This is a genomic window from Streptomyces sp. NPDC032126, assembly GCF_055580085.1.
In genome coordinates this window covers 228,477-243,855 of the sequence record NZ_JBVIMA010000008.1, presented here as the reverse complement: position 1 = coordinate 243,855, position 15,379 = coordinate 228,477, and the positions used below count along the sequence as shown (strand labels likewise).

Genomic DNA, 15,379 nt, shown 5'->3' with positions numbered 1-15,379 from the left:
CACGGCGGTGAAGTAGCCGAGTCCGGCGCCGATCGTGAGCAGCAGCGACGTGAACAGGGTGCGCATCCTCCGGTCACCCCCCTTTGATCTGGCACTGGTAAGGCCGGTGAGGGCGCGGCACACAGCCTGCCGCGGTCACCTTCCAGCCGGACGGGAAGACCGACAGGAACAGCGTGTCGGCGGTGAGGACCACCCGTGCCTGCCGCCCGTAGACCTGGACCTCGCGCACCGCCCCCGCGGGGGACAGCTGCTCCTCGACGAGTGCCTTGGCGCAGGGCATCGTCGCCGACTGCCCGAGTTCCTGCCGTGTCCCGGGGGCCAGCGCCGCACAGGCGCGCGTCCCGTCGGCGCGCCGGACGCTCTCCTCGAAACGCACGGCTGCCCGGGATGCGGCGGCTTCCCGCTCACCGAGCGTGCTGCACGAGCTCAGACAGACGACGCAGGCGACCACCAGCAGGCCCGTGCCCCTCCAGCGCGACAAGGACGCCTCCACTCGTTGCCGTCGGGTCCGTCCGGCCATGCTGAGCGGCGGACGAAGCCCCGCGACGCAGCCGCGCCGTGCCGCCAGGCGGACGTAGATCTATCGGGCTACGCCCGCCTCTGGCGTACCCGCTGGTCAGCGGGGTGTGTGTGAGGGCATGGCGGTGCCGGGTCTGCGCGTTTCAGCGGTCTTCAGGGCCTCGGCGCGGTAGTCGTGGGGCGTGGTGGCGTAGGCGGCGCGGAAGGCGCGGCTGAAGGTCGACGCGCTGGTGAAACCCCAGCGGGCGGCGATGGTTTGAATGGGCTGGTGGCGCAGGCCGGGGGAGGCCAGGTCGGCGCGGCAGTGTTCGAGGCGACGCCGGCGGATCGATGCCGCGACTCCCTCGTGCCGGCCCTCGAACAGCTCGTACAAGCTGCGGAGCGAGACATGGTGGCGGTCGGCGATCAGTCGGGGAGTCAGGCCGGGGTCTCCAAGGTGGTGCTCGATGTAGGCATCGATCTGCCGGAGCAACGCGTTGGCCCGGACCTCGGCAGGCATGTCCCTTGTGGCGCCGATCTGCTGGGACAGACACGAGGTGGCCAGTTCCACGGCCATGTTCCCGAGCCCGTTCAGATCCTGGGGCCGGCAGTCGGGGCCGTTGTCGGCGAGCGCGAGCAGGAACTGGGCCAGGATCGCCCCCATGCCCGCTCCCGCCGGGAAGCGCTGCGCCAGGAGCCGGTCGGCCTGCTGGGAGGGCAACAGCATGTGCGCCTTGGGTATCTGAAGGACGAACACCTCGACGTTCTGGCCGTCCGTCCCCGAGCCGGACTCGTACGGGCGGGAGGTGTCCCACAGCGCCATGTCGCCGACGTGCAGCTCGGACTCGTGACCGTGCTGTGCGAACCACGCGGATCCCTTGGTCACCAGGCCCAGTTGGTACTGCTCCGGGTCTCCCCTGCGGATCAGTGCGGGTGTGCGACGCGACAGGAGGGGGGAGTAGGAGAACTTCGACACCTGGACCGTTCCGAGGTCCAGCACCGCGCCCTCGGCGTAGAAGCCGGTCGTGTCGTGCGGGCTGAACGCCGTCGGCATCAACGCACTGGACACCATGTCCGCGAACCAGTCGAAGCTGTCCGCCGCCGGCACGGATGCTGTCGAACCGCCTTGCCACATCGTGAGTCCCCCATGTCTCGCTGCTCACTGCCGATGATGATCTTTGTGATGATCAGCAGTTTGCTGATGGGGGCTCAAGAGGCGGCACCGGCTCGCCGCACGCAGTGCGCAGGAAAGCCGCACGGCATGCACACACGCGTCCGTTCGGCGCTGACAGGATCACGACATGCGAAAGATCAACAAGGTAATCCTCACGGTCGCGTCCGCCATCACCCTCACTCTCGGCGTCTCCACCGCCGCCCACGCCGACGGCACGGTCACTTGGCAGAACGTCGACCCCGACACCCATATCTGCCTCGGCCACATCACCGACTTCTGGGGCACCCCCGACGATGTCGCCATGCGGGGCTGCTCCAACGGTGAGGCCAAGTGGTACGACCAGAACCTCGGCGGGAACGAATGGCTGCAGCGTGACGACGCCGACAGAAACTACTGTCTGACCGCCTACTCCGACCACGACGTCTACATGGAGCAGTGCAGCGGCAACGACTGGCAGCGCTGGTACGAGGAGAAGGTCAACGGCCACTGGCACCTCCACCACAAGGCCACCCAACAGTGCCTGCAGGCCGACGACCTCGGCAAGGGCATCGTCGTCCGGCCCTGTGACTACTCGGCCGAGAACCAGATGTGGGACTGAGGAACGCGAGGAAGGCGCGGGACTGGGCTCCTCGTCGAGGACCGCGCCTTTCCTCGATCGACGCGCGTCAGATCAGGCGCTTGAGTACGCCCTCGACGGCGTCCACGAGAGCATCGCCCTCGGTGCCGGGGCGGCGGACCAAGCCGACCTCGACATCGGGGAGTTGAGGCAGACCACGCACGGCGGTCCCCGCTTCGGCGGTGGCGGGGAGGAGGGCCGCGGCGCCCAGTCCGGCGCGGACCGCCGCCCGGACACCCGGCAGGCTGGTGCTCTCGAAGGCGGTGCGCCAACCGCGTCCGGCCGCTTCGAGGGCATCGAGCAGTGGCCGGCGCCAGCGGCACGGCTGGGAGAACAGCACCAGGGGGAGCGGGTCGAGCATCGTGTCCAGGCCGGGCGCCGCCGACCAGACGAGCGGGAGGCGCACGGTCCAGCGCGGTGGCTGGGGCAGGTACGCCGGGTCGCACAAGGCCAGCTGAATACGGCCCTGCTCGTACGCCTCGCGGAGAACGGGGCCGGGGCCGCTGATGAGCTCCAGCGTGGCGTGGGGGTTCACGCGGGTGAAGTCGGCCAGCGCCTGGGGGAGCGGTGCGGCGGTGAGATCCTCCAGCAGACCCACCCCGCAGTGACCCTGGACGGCCGGTGCGGTGGCGGTGAGCGCTTGAGCGGACAGGGCCAGAATGCGTTCGGCGTACGGCAGCAGGGCCTCGCCGGCCTTGGTGAGGGTGACACCGGCGGCGGTGCGATGCAGCAGCGACTGCCCGACGGAGCGCTCCAACCTGCGTAGCTGCTGGCTCAGCGCGGGCTGGCTGTGTCCCAGCACGGTGGCGGCGCGGCTGATGCTGCCGGAACGGGTGCAGGTGACGAAGACCCGCAACTGTGCCATGTCGAGATCCAAGCTCATAACCAAGGATTATGCAGCCCCTTCGAGATTCGTCACTTCCTTCTGGCTCCGGCGGACCGTAGCGTCGGCCGCATGCACTACCGCCATGTCGATGTCTTCACCTCCGCGCCCTACAGCGGCAACAGCCTCGCCGTCTTCCCGGATGCCACCGGGCTCAGCGGTGCCCAGATGCAGCGGATCACCCAGGAGCTGCGGCACTTCGAATCGATCTTCCTGACACCTGACGAAGCCTCGGACAAAGCCACGGACGAAGCCCCTGACGCAGCGTCCGGCGGGGCCTGGCGTGCGAGGGTTTTCGACCTCGTCGAGGAACTGGACTTCGCCGGTCACCCGGTTATCGGGGCGGCCTGCGTGCTGCACGCCCAGCACGGCACGCACGAGCGGGAGACCTGGACGCTGCGGCTGAGGGCCCGCACGGTGGAGGTGACCACGCGGCGCCGCGCACCCGGGCGGTACGCGAGCGTCCTGGACCAGGGCCGGGCCTTCTTCCTCGGCCGCCCTGACCCCGAGCAGGTGAAGGACATCGCGGCGTGGTTCGGCCTCGACAGCGACGACCTGGACCCGCGTCTGCCCCCGGAGGTCGTCTCGACGGGACTGCGCTACCTGGTGGTCCCGGTCCGCGAGGGCGCGCTGGCCCGGGCTCGCATCGCCTCGGACATCACCGGGCGACTGGCCGCTCTCGGCGCCCAGTTCGCGTACGTCCTCGACGCCGACGCCCTGGAGGCGCGGCACTGGAACAACGACGGGCTGACCGAGGACGTGGCCACCGGCAGCGGGGCCGGATGCGCGGCCGCGTACCTGCGCCGCCACGGCCGTATCGACGACGGCACAGAGGTGACCCTGCGTCAGGGCCGCTTCACCGGACGGCCCAGCGAGATGACGATCAGCGCTCACGGTGAGGGGGAGGACATCCCCTCCGTACGCGTCGGCGGCGAGGTCGCCTTCGTCGGCGAGGGACGACTGGAGGTGCTGCCTTGATGGGCGCCGCCGCCCTGGACGTGATTCCGGCGTACGTCGGCGCGGACACCGTCCGTGCGGTCGTGGGCTACGAGGACGTCGTCGAACCCGTGGCGGCGGCCCTCGCCGACTACAGCCGCGGACTGGGTGACTCACCGGTGGCGGTGTTCTCACCGGCGGGCCGGGACGGCGATGTGCACGTGAAGTCGGCCTGGCTGCCCGGCCGATCGGTCTTCACGGTGAAGGTGGGCACCTGGTTCCAGGAGCGGGCCCGGCGGGGCGGCACCCCGGGGGCCGGTGTCGTCGCCGTGTTCGACGCCCGCACCGGCGACCTGCGGGCCCTGCTGGAGGACGAGCACCACCTGTCCGACATCCGCACCGCGGCGGCCGGCGCCCTGGCCGCCCGCACACTGGCCCGGCCGGACGCGACCGTACTCGGCGTGCTGGGTACGGGAGTTCAGGCATATCTGCAGACGCTGGCCGCGGCGGACGAACTGCCGATCCGGGAGGTACGGATCTGGGGGCGCCGAGAGTCCCGCGCACTGCGCCTGGCCGCCGCCCTCACCGCCCGCCGCCCCGACCTGCGCGTGGCCCCGGTGGGCACCGCCCGCCAGGCGTGCGAGGGCGCCGACATCCTGGTGACGGCCACCGCCAGTACCGAACCGCTGGTCGACGCGGCCTGGCTGTCGCCCGGCGTGCACATCACCGCCGTAGGGGCCGACGATCCGGCCAAGGCCGAACTGTCCCCGGCCTGCCTCGAACGCGCCGACCGGATCGTGGTCGACAGCCGCGCCCTGACCGCCGTCCACGGCGACCTCGCCCGGGCCGGCGCCGACGTCCAGGACTTCGCGGAACTGGGCGAGGTCCTCACGGGCGCGGCGCCGGGTCGCGAGCACGGCGACGAGATCACCGTGTGCAAGCTGATCGGCCTGGGTGTGCAGGACCTGGCCGCCGCCGAGGTCACCCTGGAGCGTCTACGAGACCCCGACCGAGGGCGCGTCCGGAGACCACCGGCCTCGGCGATTGACCTGAACGAACAAGCAGCTCCCGACCGTGCGGTCGCGAGGACCCGAACGCATCATGACGGCGATCAGGATCTCTTGCTGCCTCGAACCTGACGGTCCAGGAACTCGATCAGCCGAGTTTCCGAACCGGCAAGCCTCTCCCGCTGTTCAGGGGGGAGCGAGGCGAGGGCATCCACCAGGACGCGCTTCCGCGGGATGCACACCATGTTGCCGGTATAGACCCGGCAACCGGAACACCAGGCGAGCCCGACGCACCTCTCGAAGAAGGAGGACTCGGGCGGATAGAACCGGTACTGGTACGAGCGGACGGGCGTCGCGCAGGCGGCGCAGATCCGACGGTCCCCATCGGCGACCGTGTCCCACGTCCCGACCTTGCGCCAGTGCTGTCGCCCGGCCCGTTCTCTTCAAGTCGTCATGCCCGGCATTATTTCCCACCCCGAGTCCTCCGGCGCAACCGTCCCGGTGGAACTCGGCAGCGCTCACGATCCCGAGCGCAGTCCCAGGACGCTGTGCTCCACCAGGCCGGCGGGAAGGTCGCTCTTTCCCGAGGCCCGGGCGGTCAACTCCACAAGGCCGGCGCGGAGATCGGTCGCGGGCTCGCCGAGGACGATCGCGCTGATGATCAGTTCCAGCATCAAACAGTGGTAGTCGTCGCTCATGCTCCGAAGGCGCTCGGGATCGGCTTCCACGGCGGCGGAGGCGATCTTCCACCCGCCGCCGGTGACGGGGACGAAGGACGCCTCATAGACGCCGTGACCGGTCCAACTCCGGTGCAGGAAAAGGACATCGCCTTCGGCGAAGACGTTCCACTTCTCATCCATGTCCCGGGCTCGGTATCCGCGCCGGATCCGGTCCCAGTCCGCGTCGGTCCAGACTCGGTCCGGCAACGGGTGCACCGGCCGGGGCGTGTTGATCCGATGGAGGCGCCGGAACGACTCTCGGGTCAGTGGGGCATCGGCAGTCATGACGTGATCCTACGGAGGGCGCCACCCCGAGCGGATGTCCGGAGCTTCGAGTGAATCCCCTTGCGCAATGGTCAAGAATCGTTGACCATTGCTCGCATGCCTGCCGATGACCTTCCCGAGACGTTTCACGTCACCACCGACGAACAGCTGCGCGCCGTCTCCAATCTGACGCGCCATCGGATCATGGCCGTGCTCCGCTTCGAGCCGGCGACCATCACCCAGATCGCCGAGCGGGTGGGCCTCGCGAAGGGAAGTTCCAGCTATCACGTGCGGCTGCTGGAGCGGGCCGGCCTGGTGAAGGTGGTTCGGACGCGGAAGGTGCGCGGTGTCACCGAGCGGTACTACGCGATGGCCGCCCGGTCGATCGCGCTGCCGGATCCGGGCGAGGGAGGGCCGGACGTGCTGATGCGGCACGCCGTGGCCGACCTGGAGGCATCGCCGAAGGACGGCGAGCGGCACGTACGGATGGCTCATCTGCGGCTCACCGACGAGCAGTTCGCGGAACTGGGGGCGCGGCTGCAGGCCCTGGCGGACGAGTACCGGGAGTTGTCCGACCCGTCCCTGCCGGACGCGTCGCTCGTCTTCGCACTGTTCCACCCGGCACGCGGCGAGCAGGCCGAGGAGGAGACCAAGTGACCTCAGACATCCGGAAGTTGCCGTCCGGGTTCGGACGGCTGTGGACCGCGCAGACGGTGTCCTCCCTCGGTGACGGTGTGTCACATGCCGCACTGCCGCTGCTCGCGCTGACGCTGACGCGGGATCCGATGGCGCTCGCCGTCGTCACGGCCGCCGGGACGCTGCCGTGGCTGCTCTTCGGGGTGCTCGGCGGTGCGCTGGTGGACCGCTGGGACCGCCGGCGCACGATGTGGGTCATGGACGCGGCGCGTGCGGTGCTGCTCGCGATACCGGCCGCGGCGGCCGCTCTCGACGCGCTGAGCATCGCGCTGCTCGCGGCCGTCGCCTTCCTGCTCGGCCTCGGCGGACTCTTCTTCGACACGGCCGCCACGGCCTATCTGCCGGACCTGCTCGGCCGGGACCCCGCGCTGCTGGAGCGAGCCAACTCCCGGTTGCGCGGCGCCCAGACCGCCATGTCCGGCTTCGCGGGACCCCCTGCGGGCAGTGCGCTGCTCATGCTCGGGCGGGCGGTTCCGCTGCTCGCCGACGCGCTGTCGTTCACGGTCTCCGCCCTGCTCGTACGGTCGCTTCCCGCCCTGCCCCGGCCCGTGCCGGAGGTCCGGGAGTCGCTGCTTGGGCAGGCGCGGGCCGGGGCCTCGTACGTCTTCCGGGACCGTTTGCTGCTCGGGCTCGCGCTCCGCCCGGCGGTCGGGAACATCGCCTTCCTCGCGGTGGAGACCGTGCTCCCCCTCTTCGCGCACGACCGCCTCGGCATCGACACCTACGGCTTCGGCCTGCTCCTCACGGCGGAGGCCGCCGGCGGCCTGCTCGGTGCCGGTATCGCCTCCCGCCTCGGCCGGCGTCTCGGCACCGGCACCGCACTGACCTGCACGGCCGCCCTCGAAGGGCTCGCCGTCCTGGGCCTTGCCGCTGCCCCCGACCCGTATGTGGCCGGGCTGGCGCTCGCCGTCTGCGGGGCCGGGATGGGCGCCACGATGGTGCTCGCGCCCTCGCTCCGGCAGGCGATCGTCCCGGCCCATCTCATGGGCCGGGTCGCCTCCACCTCCCGCATGCTCGCCATGTGCGCCGCCCCCATCGGTGCCTTCCTCGGCGGCTGGCTGGCCACCACCTACGACCTCCGCACCCCGCTCTACGCCGCGGCCGCCCTCCTGCTGGCGATGACGGCCGTCACGGCGTCCATGACCGACAACCGCCGGGTCGAGGCGGCCCTGCGTGCCGCGGCCCCGGGCGACGCTCCGGGTGACCCGGCAGCGACCCGGGCGGCGGGCAAACCGGCGGAAAAGCTGGAATCCGTCTAGGCCCCCGGGTCGGTGGCGCCCAGAGTGTGGCGTGGAGATGATCGGGTGACGCAGGGGGTGTGATGGCCACGCGCTTCGCGATCCTGGGGACCATCGAGGTGTGGCGGGACGGGGTCCCGATCGATGTGGGGCACGGGATGCAGCGGCGCGTGCTGGCGGCGTTGCTCGTCGACGCGGACCGGGCGGTGTCGGCCGACGCGCTGGTGGACCGGGTGTGGGGGGACGCGGAGGCGGCGTACGGCCGGAGGAATCTGTACGGATACCTCTCCCGGCTGCGGCGAGCCCTGGCCGCCGACGGCACCGCCATCACGCGGGAGCGGGGCGGGGGCTACCGGCTGGCGGTCGAGCCCTCGGTGGTGGACGCACACCGCTTCCGCGATCTCTCGGCCCGGGCCCGGCAGGCGGGCAGTGACGTAGCGGCGGAGGCCCTGTGGCGGGAAGCCCTGGCGCTGTGGCGGGGCAGCCCGTTCGCCGGGGCGGACACCCCCTGGTTCAACGCGCAGCGCGACCTCCTCGACGGCGAGCGGCTTGCCGCCGAGCTGGAACTGGCCGACGTGCGGCTGCGCCTGGGGCGGCACGACGAGATGGCGAGCGAACTGGCCGCCCGGGCCGAGGCGTATCCCCTCGACGAACGGGTGATCGGGCAGCTGGTTCTGGCGCTGTTCCGCTGCGGACGGCAGGCCGAAGCGCTGGAGGTGTACGAACGCGCCCGGCGGCGACTCGCCGACGAGCTGGGTGTCGACCCCGGCGCGGCCTTGCGGCGGCTGTTCGAGCGCATCCTCAATGGCGACCCCGAACTGGCCGCGCCCCGCTCCGGCGCGCCGCCCGCCACCACGAAAACCGTCGGCACGAGCGGCACGGCGGCGAACCCGCCGGCGGCACGCCAGCTCGTACCCCGGCTCCTGCCGGCGGACCTGTCCCTCTTCGTCGGCCGGGAGGCGGAGGTGGAGGAGGCGTGTCGGCTGCTGGGCGAAGAACGGCCCGGTCCGGTGACGCTGCTGGTCACCGGCCCCGCCGGAGTGGGCAAGAGCGCCTTTGCCATCCGTACGGGGCACCGGCTCGCCGACCGTTTCCCCGATGGTCAGCTGCACGCGGATCTGCGAGGCTTCGACGACGAGCCGGCCGAGCCGTTCACGGTCCTCGGCACCTTCCTGCGCGCGCTCGGCATCCCCGGCGGTACCGTGCCCGCGGAACTGACCGGCCGCGTCCATCTCTACCGCACCCTGCTGGCGGGGCAGCGGATACTCGTCGTCCTGGACAACGCGGCCAGTGCCCAGCAGGTCAGCGACCTCCTGCCCAGCGGCGCGGGCTGCGCCACCATCGTCACCAGCCGCACCACCATGGCGGAACTGGGCGGCCGCCGGCTCCCCTTGGGCGTCCTGGCCCCCGCGACAGGGCTCGACCTGCTGCGCGAGATGCTGGGCCGGGACCGCACCGACGCGGAGTCCGGGGCGGCCCGCTCCATCGTGGAGACCTGCGGCGGCCTTCCCCTCGCGGTGTGGGTCGCCGGTGCGCGGCTGGCCGCCCGACCGCACTGGCCGCTGGCCAGGGTGGCGCGCGCCCTCGCCGACGAGCGGCGCAAGCTCGACGAGTTGGCGGTCGGCCACATCGCCGTACGGGCCAGCCTCGAACTGACCTACCAGCAGATGACCCCGGTGACGCGACATGCCCTGCGGATGGTCGCCCTGCTGCCCCGGCCGAGCTTCTCCGCGTGGGCGCTGGCCGCGCTGCTGGACATGGGATTGTCCGAGGCGGAGGCGGTCCTGGACGACCTGATCGAGGTGCACCTGGTGCAGACCGGGTCGGTGAACGCGACCGGCATCCGCTATCAACTGCACGACCTGGTACGGCTGTTCGGCAGTGAGCGCGCGGAGCAGGACGTCCCGGAACGGGATCGCGGGGCCGCGCTCAGCCGGCTGCTCGGGGCGAGCCTGCACCTCGCCGACCGGGCCGCGGACACCCTGAAGGTCGACTTTCAAGGCATCTCGCAGCTGGACCTGGCCTCCTGGCGGCTGGGCTCCGCCGAGGCCGATCAGCTGCTCGCCGATCCGCTCGCCTGGTTCCACGAGGAACGCCAGTTCCTGATCGACGTGGCGGAGCAGGCGCTGGACACCGCGGAGGGCGTCGCACCCGCCGCCGGGCTGGCCACCGCCCTCACCACCCTCTTCCAGGTCGGCAGCCACTTCGACGACTGGGAGCGGCTCCAGAACCGGGCGCTCAAGGCGGCCCTGAGCTGCGGCGACCGGCACAGCGCCGCGAAGGTCCACCGTTGCCTCGGCGAACTCACCACCATCCTCGACCGCTACCCGGAAGCACTGGACCACTTCGAGCAGGCTCTGCTGCTCGCCGAGGGCGAGGGGCCCACCTACCGGGCCAGTGCCACGGCCGGGCTGGCGTATGTGCACCGGCTTCTCGGCCAGTACGCACGCGCCGTGCCCCGTTTCGAAGAGGCCGCCCAACTCGCCGAGTCGGCGGGCAATGTCAACTGTCTCGTCTACGCGACCAACGGCCTCGGCGTCATCGACCTCGAACAGGGCCGCGTCGAGGACGCGATCGCACGGTTCACGACATGCCTGCGGGTCAGCCGGGTCGCGGGATACCGGCCGGGGGAGGCCCAGGCCCTGCGATGTCTGGGCCAGAGCCACCGTGCACGCGGCGCGTACCCGGCCGCCGCCGACGCCTACCGGCGGGCTGCCGCGATCAGCGAGGACCTCGGCGACCATCTCAGTGCCACACACGCCACCTGTTGGCTGGGGGACGTCCTCGTCCGGCAGGGCGAGCATTGGGAAGGACGCCGTCTGCTGGCCCGCAGCCTGTGGACGTACCGGGAACTGGGCAACCTCTGGGGTGAGGCGGCGACCCTGTACGCACTCGCCGAGGCGCACCTCGCGGTGGGCCGTCCGGCGCAGGCCCGCCGACGCGCCGAAGCCGCCGTCAGGCTCTGGAGGCAGATCGGCTCCAGCAGGTGGCTGGCCGTCGGCCTCGACACCCTGGCCGAGGCACATGCCCTGGCCGGCGATCACACGGCAGCGGCTCGTGCCCGCGAGGAGGCGGAAGAGGTACGTGCGGCCTGAAGGTTCGGTCACCGGCCCAGGCGTTGTCAGGGGATCCGGGCCGCGGCGGTGTCGCGGAGGAGTCCGGCGAAGGTCTGGGCGGCGGGAGTGAGCGAGTGGTCGGCCATGCGCACCAGGAGGATACGGCGGATGGGGGCCGGCGGCTGGAGCGGCAGGACGGTGACGCCGGGCCGGATGCCCTCCAGGGCCAGGGTGGGGGCGAGGGCGACGCCGATGCCGGCGGCGGCCATGGCCTGGGCTTCCTGGTAGTCGTGGGCCTCGTAGGCGATATGGGGCTCGAAGCCGAGGGCGCGGCAGCCGCGGACGAGGGCTTCGGCCACCGGGTGATGGTCGGCGCGGGTGATCCAGGGGTCGTCCGCGAAGTCGGCGAGTGAGGCGGTGCCGCGGCCGGCGAGCGGATGGTGGTCGCTGACGAGCAGGGCCGGCGGGTCGTCGAGGAGGGGAGTGACGACGATGTCCTCCCGGTCGATGCGGCTCCAGTCGTAGTCCCACATCAGCGACATCTCGATCTCCCGGTTCTCCAGCATCGCCCAGAGCCCGGCGATACGGGCGCTGCGGACGGTCAGCCGAACATCGGGGTGGGCGTCCCGGAAGGCGATCACGGCCTGCGGGAGGAGCGAGGCGCCGACGGTGGGGAAGGTGCCGATGCGCAGGGTGCCCGCGCGCAGTCCGGCGTAGTCGGCGAGTTCGTTCTCCGCGGCCTGCAGTTCGCGTGCGATCCGCTTGCCCCGTTCGGCCAGCGCCCGTCCCGCGTCGGTGAGGGTGACGCCCCGGGCGTGGCGTTCCAACAGCGGCTGGCCTGCCTCCGCTTCCAGGCGGCTGATCTGCTGCGACACCGCTGACGGCGTGTAGTTGAGGGCGCGGGCCGTCGCGGTCACCGAGCCGCGCCGGGCGACCTCCGTGAACAGCAGGATGCGTCGGACGTCGAGCATGGCGCCACCTCCAGCGTTCACTTCACCTTAATAGCCATACAGATTTCCGAGATTGTACTTCACGCTGCCGTAACCCACCGTGGAGGACACCACGCGCGGCGGGACCGCCGGTGGACTTCCCCTTCCACGTCTGTGAGGAGCCAGTTGTGCTGCGTCTGCAGGGCGAGATGATCCGCGGAGGAACCAGCAAATGCTGGATCTTCGACCACCACGACGTGGCCGCCACCGGCGTGGACGTCGACGCCCTCCTGCTCGCCGCGTTCAACGCCGCCGACCCCCGCCAGATCGACGGCGTGGGCGGCGCCTCGTCCACCACCTCCAAGGCCGCCGTCGTCCAGGCGTCGACCCGACCCGGCGTGGATGTCGAGTACGCCTTCGCACAGGTCGGCATCGGCGACGAGCGCGTGGAATGGGCCAGCAACTGCGGCAACTGCGCCACCGCCGTGGCCCTGTACGCCGTCCACCACGACCTCGTGCCGATCACGTCGGACACCACCACCGTCCGCATGCTCAACGTCAACACCGGGGCACGCCTCACCGGTACGATCCCCACCCCCCTGCGTATCGCCCCGGAGGAGGGCAGGGCCGTGGTGCCGGGTACGGCGGCGCCGGGCGTACCGGTGCTGCTCGGGTTCCAGGACCCGGCCGGCTCGACGACCGGGCGCGCACTGCCGACCGGCCGGGCACTGGACGAACTCACCGGCCCGGACGGACCCGTCGAGGCAACCCTGGTGGACGCCGGCGCACCGGCCGCGCTCTTCGAGGCCAAGGCGTTCGGCCTCGACGGCACCGAATCCCTCACCGAGTTCGCCACCGCCGTACCCGCGCTGACCCTGCTCCGCCGCCAGGCGGCGCTGGCCATGGGCCTGGCCCGCGCGGGCGACCCGGTCAGCCACGCGGTGCCGAAGGTGGGCATCGTCGCCCGCCCCGCCCCCTACCGCACGACACAGGGCACACTCGTCAACCAGGACGAGTACGACCTGGCCGTGCGCATGGTCTCCATGCACGCCCCACACCCGGCGATCGGCCTGACCTCCGCCGTGGCCCTGGCCACGGCCGCCGCCACCCCCGGCACCCTCGCCCACCGCGTCGCCCGGCAGACCGCCGACGGCACGCTGCGCCTGGGCACCCCCGCCGGAGTGGTCACCACCCGAGCCGTCCCCGCACCGGACGACGCGTCCCCCACGGTGCTGCTGCACCGCGCCGCCCGGCGTATCGCCCGAGCCGAACTCCTCGTTCCCGTCCTGGAAGGACGCCCCGCATGAGCCGCAACGACGCCGCCCCGGGTACCGTCACCGCCCCACCCGGCCGCATCCGCCGGACGTTGTCCCACCTGTATATCCAGTGCCTGATCGCCGTCCTCCTGGGCGCCGCCGTGGGCGCGCTGTGGCCCTCCTTCGGCGCCGATCTCAAGCCGCTCGGCGACGGCTTCATCGCGCTGGTGAAGATGTTCATCGCGCCGATCATCTTCTGCACCGTCGTCCACGGCATCGCCTCCATGGGGAACGCCCGGGCCGTCGGCCGCGTGAGCCTGAAGGCGCTGGTCTACTTCGAGGTGCTGACCACCGTGGCCATGGTGATCGGCCTGATCGTCGTCAACGTCGTCAAGCCGGGCAGCGGTCTGCACATCGACGTCTCGACCCTGTCCACCAAGGGCCTGCCGGAGGAGGCGACCGCGGCCCACGAGGGCTTCGCCGACTTCGTCCTCGCCATCATCCCCACCACCCTGGTCAGCGCCCTGACCGGCAACGAGATCCTGCCGGTTCTGCTGGTGTCGGTGCTGTTCGGCTTCGGCCTGCACGCCAGCGGCGAGGCCGGCCTGAGCATCGCCCGAGGCATCGAGAAGTTCTCCACGGTCCTGTTCACGCTCATCCGCTGGATCATGCGGCTCGCCCCCATCGGCGCGTTCGGCTCGATGGCCTTCACCATCGGCCACTACGGCCTCGGCACCCTGCGCCATCTGGCCCTGCTGGTCGGCTCGTTCTGGCTGACCGCCCTCTTCTTCGTCCTGGTCGTCCTCGGGACCGTGATGCGCCTGAACGGACTGCGGCTGCTGCCCTTCCTGCGCTACATCAAGGAAGAGCTGCTCATCGTCCTCGGCACCTCCTCCACCGAGCCCGTCCTGCCCCGCATGATGGCCAAGCTCCAGCACGCGGGCGCCTCGAAACCGGTCGTCGGCATCACGCTGCCCGCCGGGTACTCCTTCAACCTCGACGGCACCGCCATCTACCTGACCATGGGCTCGGTCTTCCTCGCCCAGGCCCTCGGCATCGACCTCAGCCTCACCCAGCAGCTGTCCATGCTCGCCGTCATGCTGCTCACCTCCAAGGGCGCCGCGGGCGTCACCGGCTCCGGCTTCATCGCCCTCGCCGCCACCCTCAGCGCCGTCCCGCACGTCCCCGTCGCCGCCCTCGCGCTGATCTTCGGCATCGACCGGTTCATGTCCGAGGCCCGCGCCCTGACCAGCCTGGTCGGCAACGGCGTCGCCACCCTGGCCGTCGCCCGCTGGGAGGGCGAACTGGACGAGGACCGCGCGAGGGCCGTCCTGCGCGGCGAGATCCCCTACGCCCCCACCCCCACCTCCTCCGCGGTGACCGTCGACCCCGGTCCGCAGGAGACACCCACACCGACCCGCGACCCCGTTCCCGCCGCGAGCTGAGATGACGCGGGAGGACCGGCCGGGAGTCGTTGCTCCGGGCCGGCCCTCCCGTCTCTCCGTTGCGCGAGATCTGGCCGCGAAGGCATCGCCAGGTGGGAGGACCCATGACCCCTCGCTGCCGCTGCCGCTGCCGATGCCGCACCTGCCAATTCCTTTGCGGGACGGAGAAGTTCACCCCTAACGTGCGGGCGCATGAAGTGTGCGCCAGGGCAGCGCGCCACACGAAGGGGAGCAGCGTCGTGGGAACCATGGTCTCGGTCAGGGGCTGGCTGCAGTGTGACGAGGGACAACTGGCCCAGATCAAGGAGATCGTGGAAGCAGACGATCCGGAGCGCACCTACAGCGGGGGCTGGGCGTTCCCCTCCCGGCAGTACAACGCCGCCAGATGGGCCTTCTACGGGGGCGACATCCGCGCGGTGTCCCTCGGCTGGTTCGAGGAGAGGCTGCGTCAAATAGCCCAGATCCCGGCCACCTACCCGGACGAGGTCTACGACGAGAGGCCCCGCGGGCTGTTTCTGGTCAGCCATGATGCCGACGGCATGAGCGAGTGGAGAATCCACAACGGCGCCCTGGAAATCGGCCTCCCGGATGGGGATTACCACTACCTCGACGCCTGAGAAGCCGTAGTCGTACCGAGCACGGACGAGTCCTGCGGTGGCGAC

The 15,379-nt window shown here is 71.3% G+C and carries 14 protein-coding genes; 9 read left to right on the top strand and 5 right to left on the bottom strand.

Going from position 1 to position 15,379, the window contains the following annotated elements:
• Positions 1-73 precede the first annotated feature (73 nt).
• On the bottom strand, positions 74-481 hold the full coding sequence (locus ACZ5NW_RS28570) for a hypothetical protein (RefSeq protein WP_468746810.1): 408 nt from the start codon (positions 479-481) through the stop codon (positions 74-76).
• Between the two features lie 135 nt (positions 482-616).
• On the bottom strand, positions 617-1,606 hold the full coding sequence (locus ACZ5NW_RS28565; protein ID WP_468746809.1) for an AraC-like ligand-binding domain-containing protein: 990 nt from the start codon (positions 1,604-1,606) through the stop codon (positions 617-619).
• 193 nt (positions 1,607-1,799) lie between these two features.
• Here ACZ5NW_RS28565 and ACZ5NW_RS28560 point away from each other — a divergent pair, with 193 nt between their 5' ends.
• Positions 1,800-2,270, top strand: coding sequence for a ricin-type beta-trefoil lectin domain protein (locus ACZ5NW_RS28560; protein ID WP_468746808.1), 471 nt, complete (start codon positions 1,800-1,802; stop codon positions 2,268-2,270).
• 67 nt (positions 2,271-2,337) lie between these two features.
• On the opposite strand, the gene ACZ5NW_RS28555 is transcribed toward ACZ5NW_RS28560, so the two are convergent.
• On the bottom strand, positions 2,338-3,171 hold the full coding sequence (locus ACZ5NW_RS28555) for a LysR substrate-binding domain-containing protein (RefSeq protein ID WP_468746807.1): 834 nt from the start codon (positions 3,169-3,171) through the stop codon (positions 2,338-2,340).
• Between the two features lie 72 nt (positions 3,172-3,243).
• Here ACZ5NW_RS28555 and ACZ5NW_RS28550 point away from each other — a divergent pair, with 72 nt between their 5' ends.
• Positions 3,244-4,149: a PhzF family phenazine biosynthesis protein gene (locus ACZ5NW_RS28550; protein ID WP_468746806.1), complete on the top strand. Its 906-nt coding sequence runs from the start codon at positions 3,244-3,246 to the stop codon at positions 4,147-4,149.
• Positions 4,149-5,246 carry an ornithine cyclodeaminase family protein gene (locus ACZ5NW_RS28545; RefSeq protein WP_468746805.1) on the top strand — a complete coding sequence of 366 codons (1,098 nt, stop codon included), beginning with the start codon at positions 4,149-4,151 and terminating at the stop codon, positions 5,244-5,246. The genes ACZ5NW_RS28550 and ACZ5NW_RS28545 overlap by 1 nt, the downstream gene beginning before the upstream one ends.
• 386 nt (positions 5,247-5,632) lie before the next feature.
• Here the strand turns inward: ACZ5NW_RS28545 and ACZ5NW_RS28540 are convergent, their stop codons facing one another.
• The gene (locus tag ACZ5NW_RS28540; RefSeq protein WP_468746804.1) at positions 5,633-6,118 is read right to left on the bottom strand and encodes a hypothetical protein; all 486 of its coding nucleotides are present in this window, start codon (positions 6,116-6,118) and stop codon (positions 5,633-5,635) included.
• A gap of 96 nt (positions 6,119-6,214) precedes the next feature.
• Here ACZ5NW_RS28540 and ACZ5NW_RS28535 point away from each other — a divergent pair, with 96 nt between their 5' ends.
• The 3 genes from ACZ5NW_RS28535 to ACZ5NW_RS28525 all read left to right on the top strand — a co-directional run bounded on the left by ACZ5NW_RS28535 (position 6,215) and on the right by ACZ5NW_RS28525 (position 11,126).
• Positions 6,215-6,754: an ArsR/SmtB family transcription factor gene (locus tag ACZ5NW_RS28535; RefSeq protein ID WP_468746803.1), complete on the top strand. Its 540-nt coding sequence runs from the start codon at positions 6,215-6,217 to the stop codon at positions 6,752-6,754.
• Positions 6,751-8,052 (top strand): MFS transporter, encoded by a 1,302-nt coding sequence (locus tag ACZ5NW_RS28530; RefSeq protein ID WP_468746802.1) that lies wholly within the window; start codon positions 6,751-6,753, stop codon positions 8,050-8,052. The genes ACZ5NW_RS28535 and ACZ5NW_RS28530 overlap by 4 nt, the downstream gene beginning before the upstream one ends.
• A 62-nt stretch (positions 8,053-8,114) precedes the next feature.
• A complete protein-coding gene (locus ACZ5NW_RS28525; protein ID WP_468746801.1) occupies positions 8,115-11,126 on the top strand; it encodes an AfsR/SARP family transcriptional regulator in 3,012 nt (1,003 codons plus the stop codon).
• A gap of 26 nt (positions 11,127-11,152) precedes the next feature.
• Here the strand turns inward: ACZ5NW_RS28525 and ACZ5NW_RS28520 are convergent, their stop codons facing one another.
• Positions 11,153-12,058 (bottom strand): LysR family transcriptional regulator, encoded by a 906-nt coding sequence (locus ACZ5NW_RS28520; RefSeq protein ID WP_468746800.1) that lies wholly within the window; start codon positions 12,056-12,058, stop codon positions 11,153-11,155.
• A gap of 146 nt (positions 12,059-12,204) precedes the next feature.
• Between ACZ5NW_RS28520 and ACZ5NW_RS28515 the strand changes: the two genes are divergently transcribed.
• The 3 genes from ACZ5NW_RS28515 to ACZ5NW_RS28505 all read left to right on the top strand — a co-directional run bounded on the left by ACZ5NW_RS28515 (position 12,205) and on the right by ACZ5NW_RS28505 (position 15,334).
• Entirely contained in the window at positions 12,205-13,323 is a 1,119-nt protein-coding gene (locus ACZ5NW_RS28515; protein ID WP_468746799.1) for a PrpF domain-containing protein, read from the top strand.
• A complete protein-coding gene (locus ACZ5NW_RS28510) occupies positions 13,320-14,717 on the top strand; it encodes a dicarboxylate/amino acid:cation symporter (protein WP_468746798.1) in 1,398 nt (465 codons plus the stop codon). The genes ACZ5NW_RS28515 and ACZ5NW_RS28510 overlap by 4 nt, the downstream gene beginning before the upstream one ends.
• Positions 14,718-14,965: 248 nt before the next feature.
• Positions 14,966-15,334, top strand: coding sequence for a hypothetical protein (locus ACZ5NW_RS28505; protein ID WP_468746797.1), 369 nt, complete (start codon positions 14,966-14,968; stop codon positions 15,332-15,334).
• The last annotated feature ends 45 nt before the right edge of the window (positions 15,335-15,379 follow it).

Bases quoted from the DNA above. Each gene is read 5' to 3' on its own strand.
- ACZ5NW_RS28560 (WP_468746808.1), top strand. From the start codon at position 1,800: ATGCGAAAGATCAACAAGGTAATCCTCACGGTCGCGTCCGCCATCACC.
- ACZ5NW_RS28555 (WP_468746807.1), bottom strand. From the start codon at position 3,171: ATGAGCTTGGATCTCGACATGGCACAGTTGCGGGTCTTCGTCACCTGC.
- ACZ5NW_RS28550 (WP_468746806.1), top strand. From the start codon at position 3,244: ATGCACTACCGCCATGTCGATGTCTTCACCTCCGCGCCCTACAGCGGC.
- ACZ5NW_RS28545 (WP_468746805.1), top strand. From the start codon at position 4,149: ATGGGCGCCGCCGCCCTGGACGTGATTCCGGCGTACGTCGGCGCGGAC.
- ACZ5NW_RS28540 (WP_468746804.1), bottom strand. From the start codon at position 6,118: ATGACTGCCGATGCCCCACTGACCCGAGAGTCGTTCCGGCGCCTCCAT.
- ACZ5NW_RS28535 (WP_468746803.1), top strand. From the start codon at position 6,215: ATGCCTGCCGATGACCTTCCCGAGACGTTTCACGTCACCACCGACGAA.
- ACZ5NW_RS28525 (WP_468746801.1), top strand. From the start codon at position 8,115: ATGGCCACGCGCTTCGCGATCCTGGGGACCATCGAGGTGTGGCGGGAC.
- ACZ5NW_RS28520 (WP_468746800.1), bottom strand. From the start codon at position 12,058: ATGCTCGACGTCCGACGCATCCTGCTGTTCACGGAGGTCGCCCGGCGC.
- ACZ5NW_RS28510 (WP_468746798.1), top strand. From the start codon at position 13,320: ATGAGCCGCAACGACGCCGCCCCGGGTACCGTCACCGCCCCACCCGGC.
- ACZ5NW_RS28505 (WP_468746797.1), top strand. From the start codon at position 14,966: ATGGTCTCGGTCAGGGGCTGGCTGCAGTGTGACGAGGGACAACTGGCC.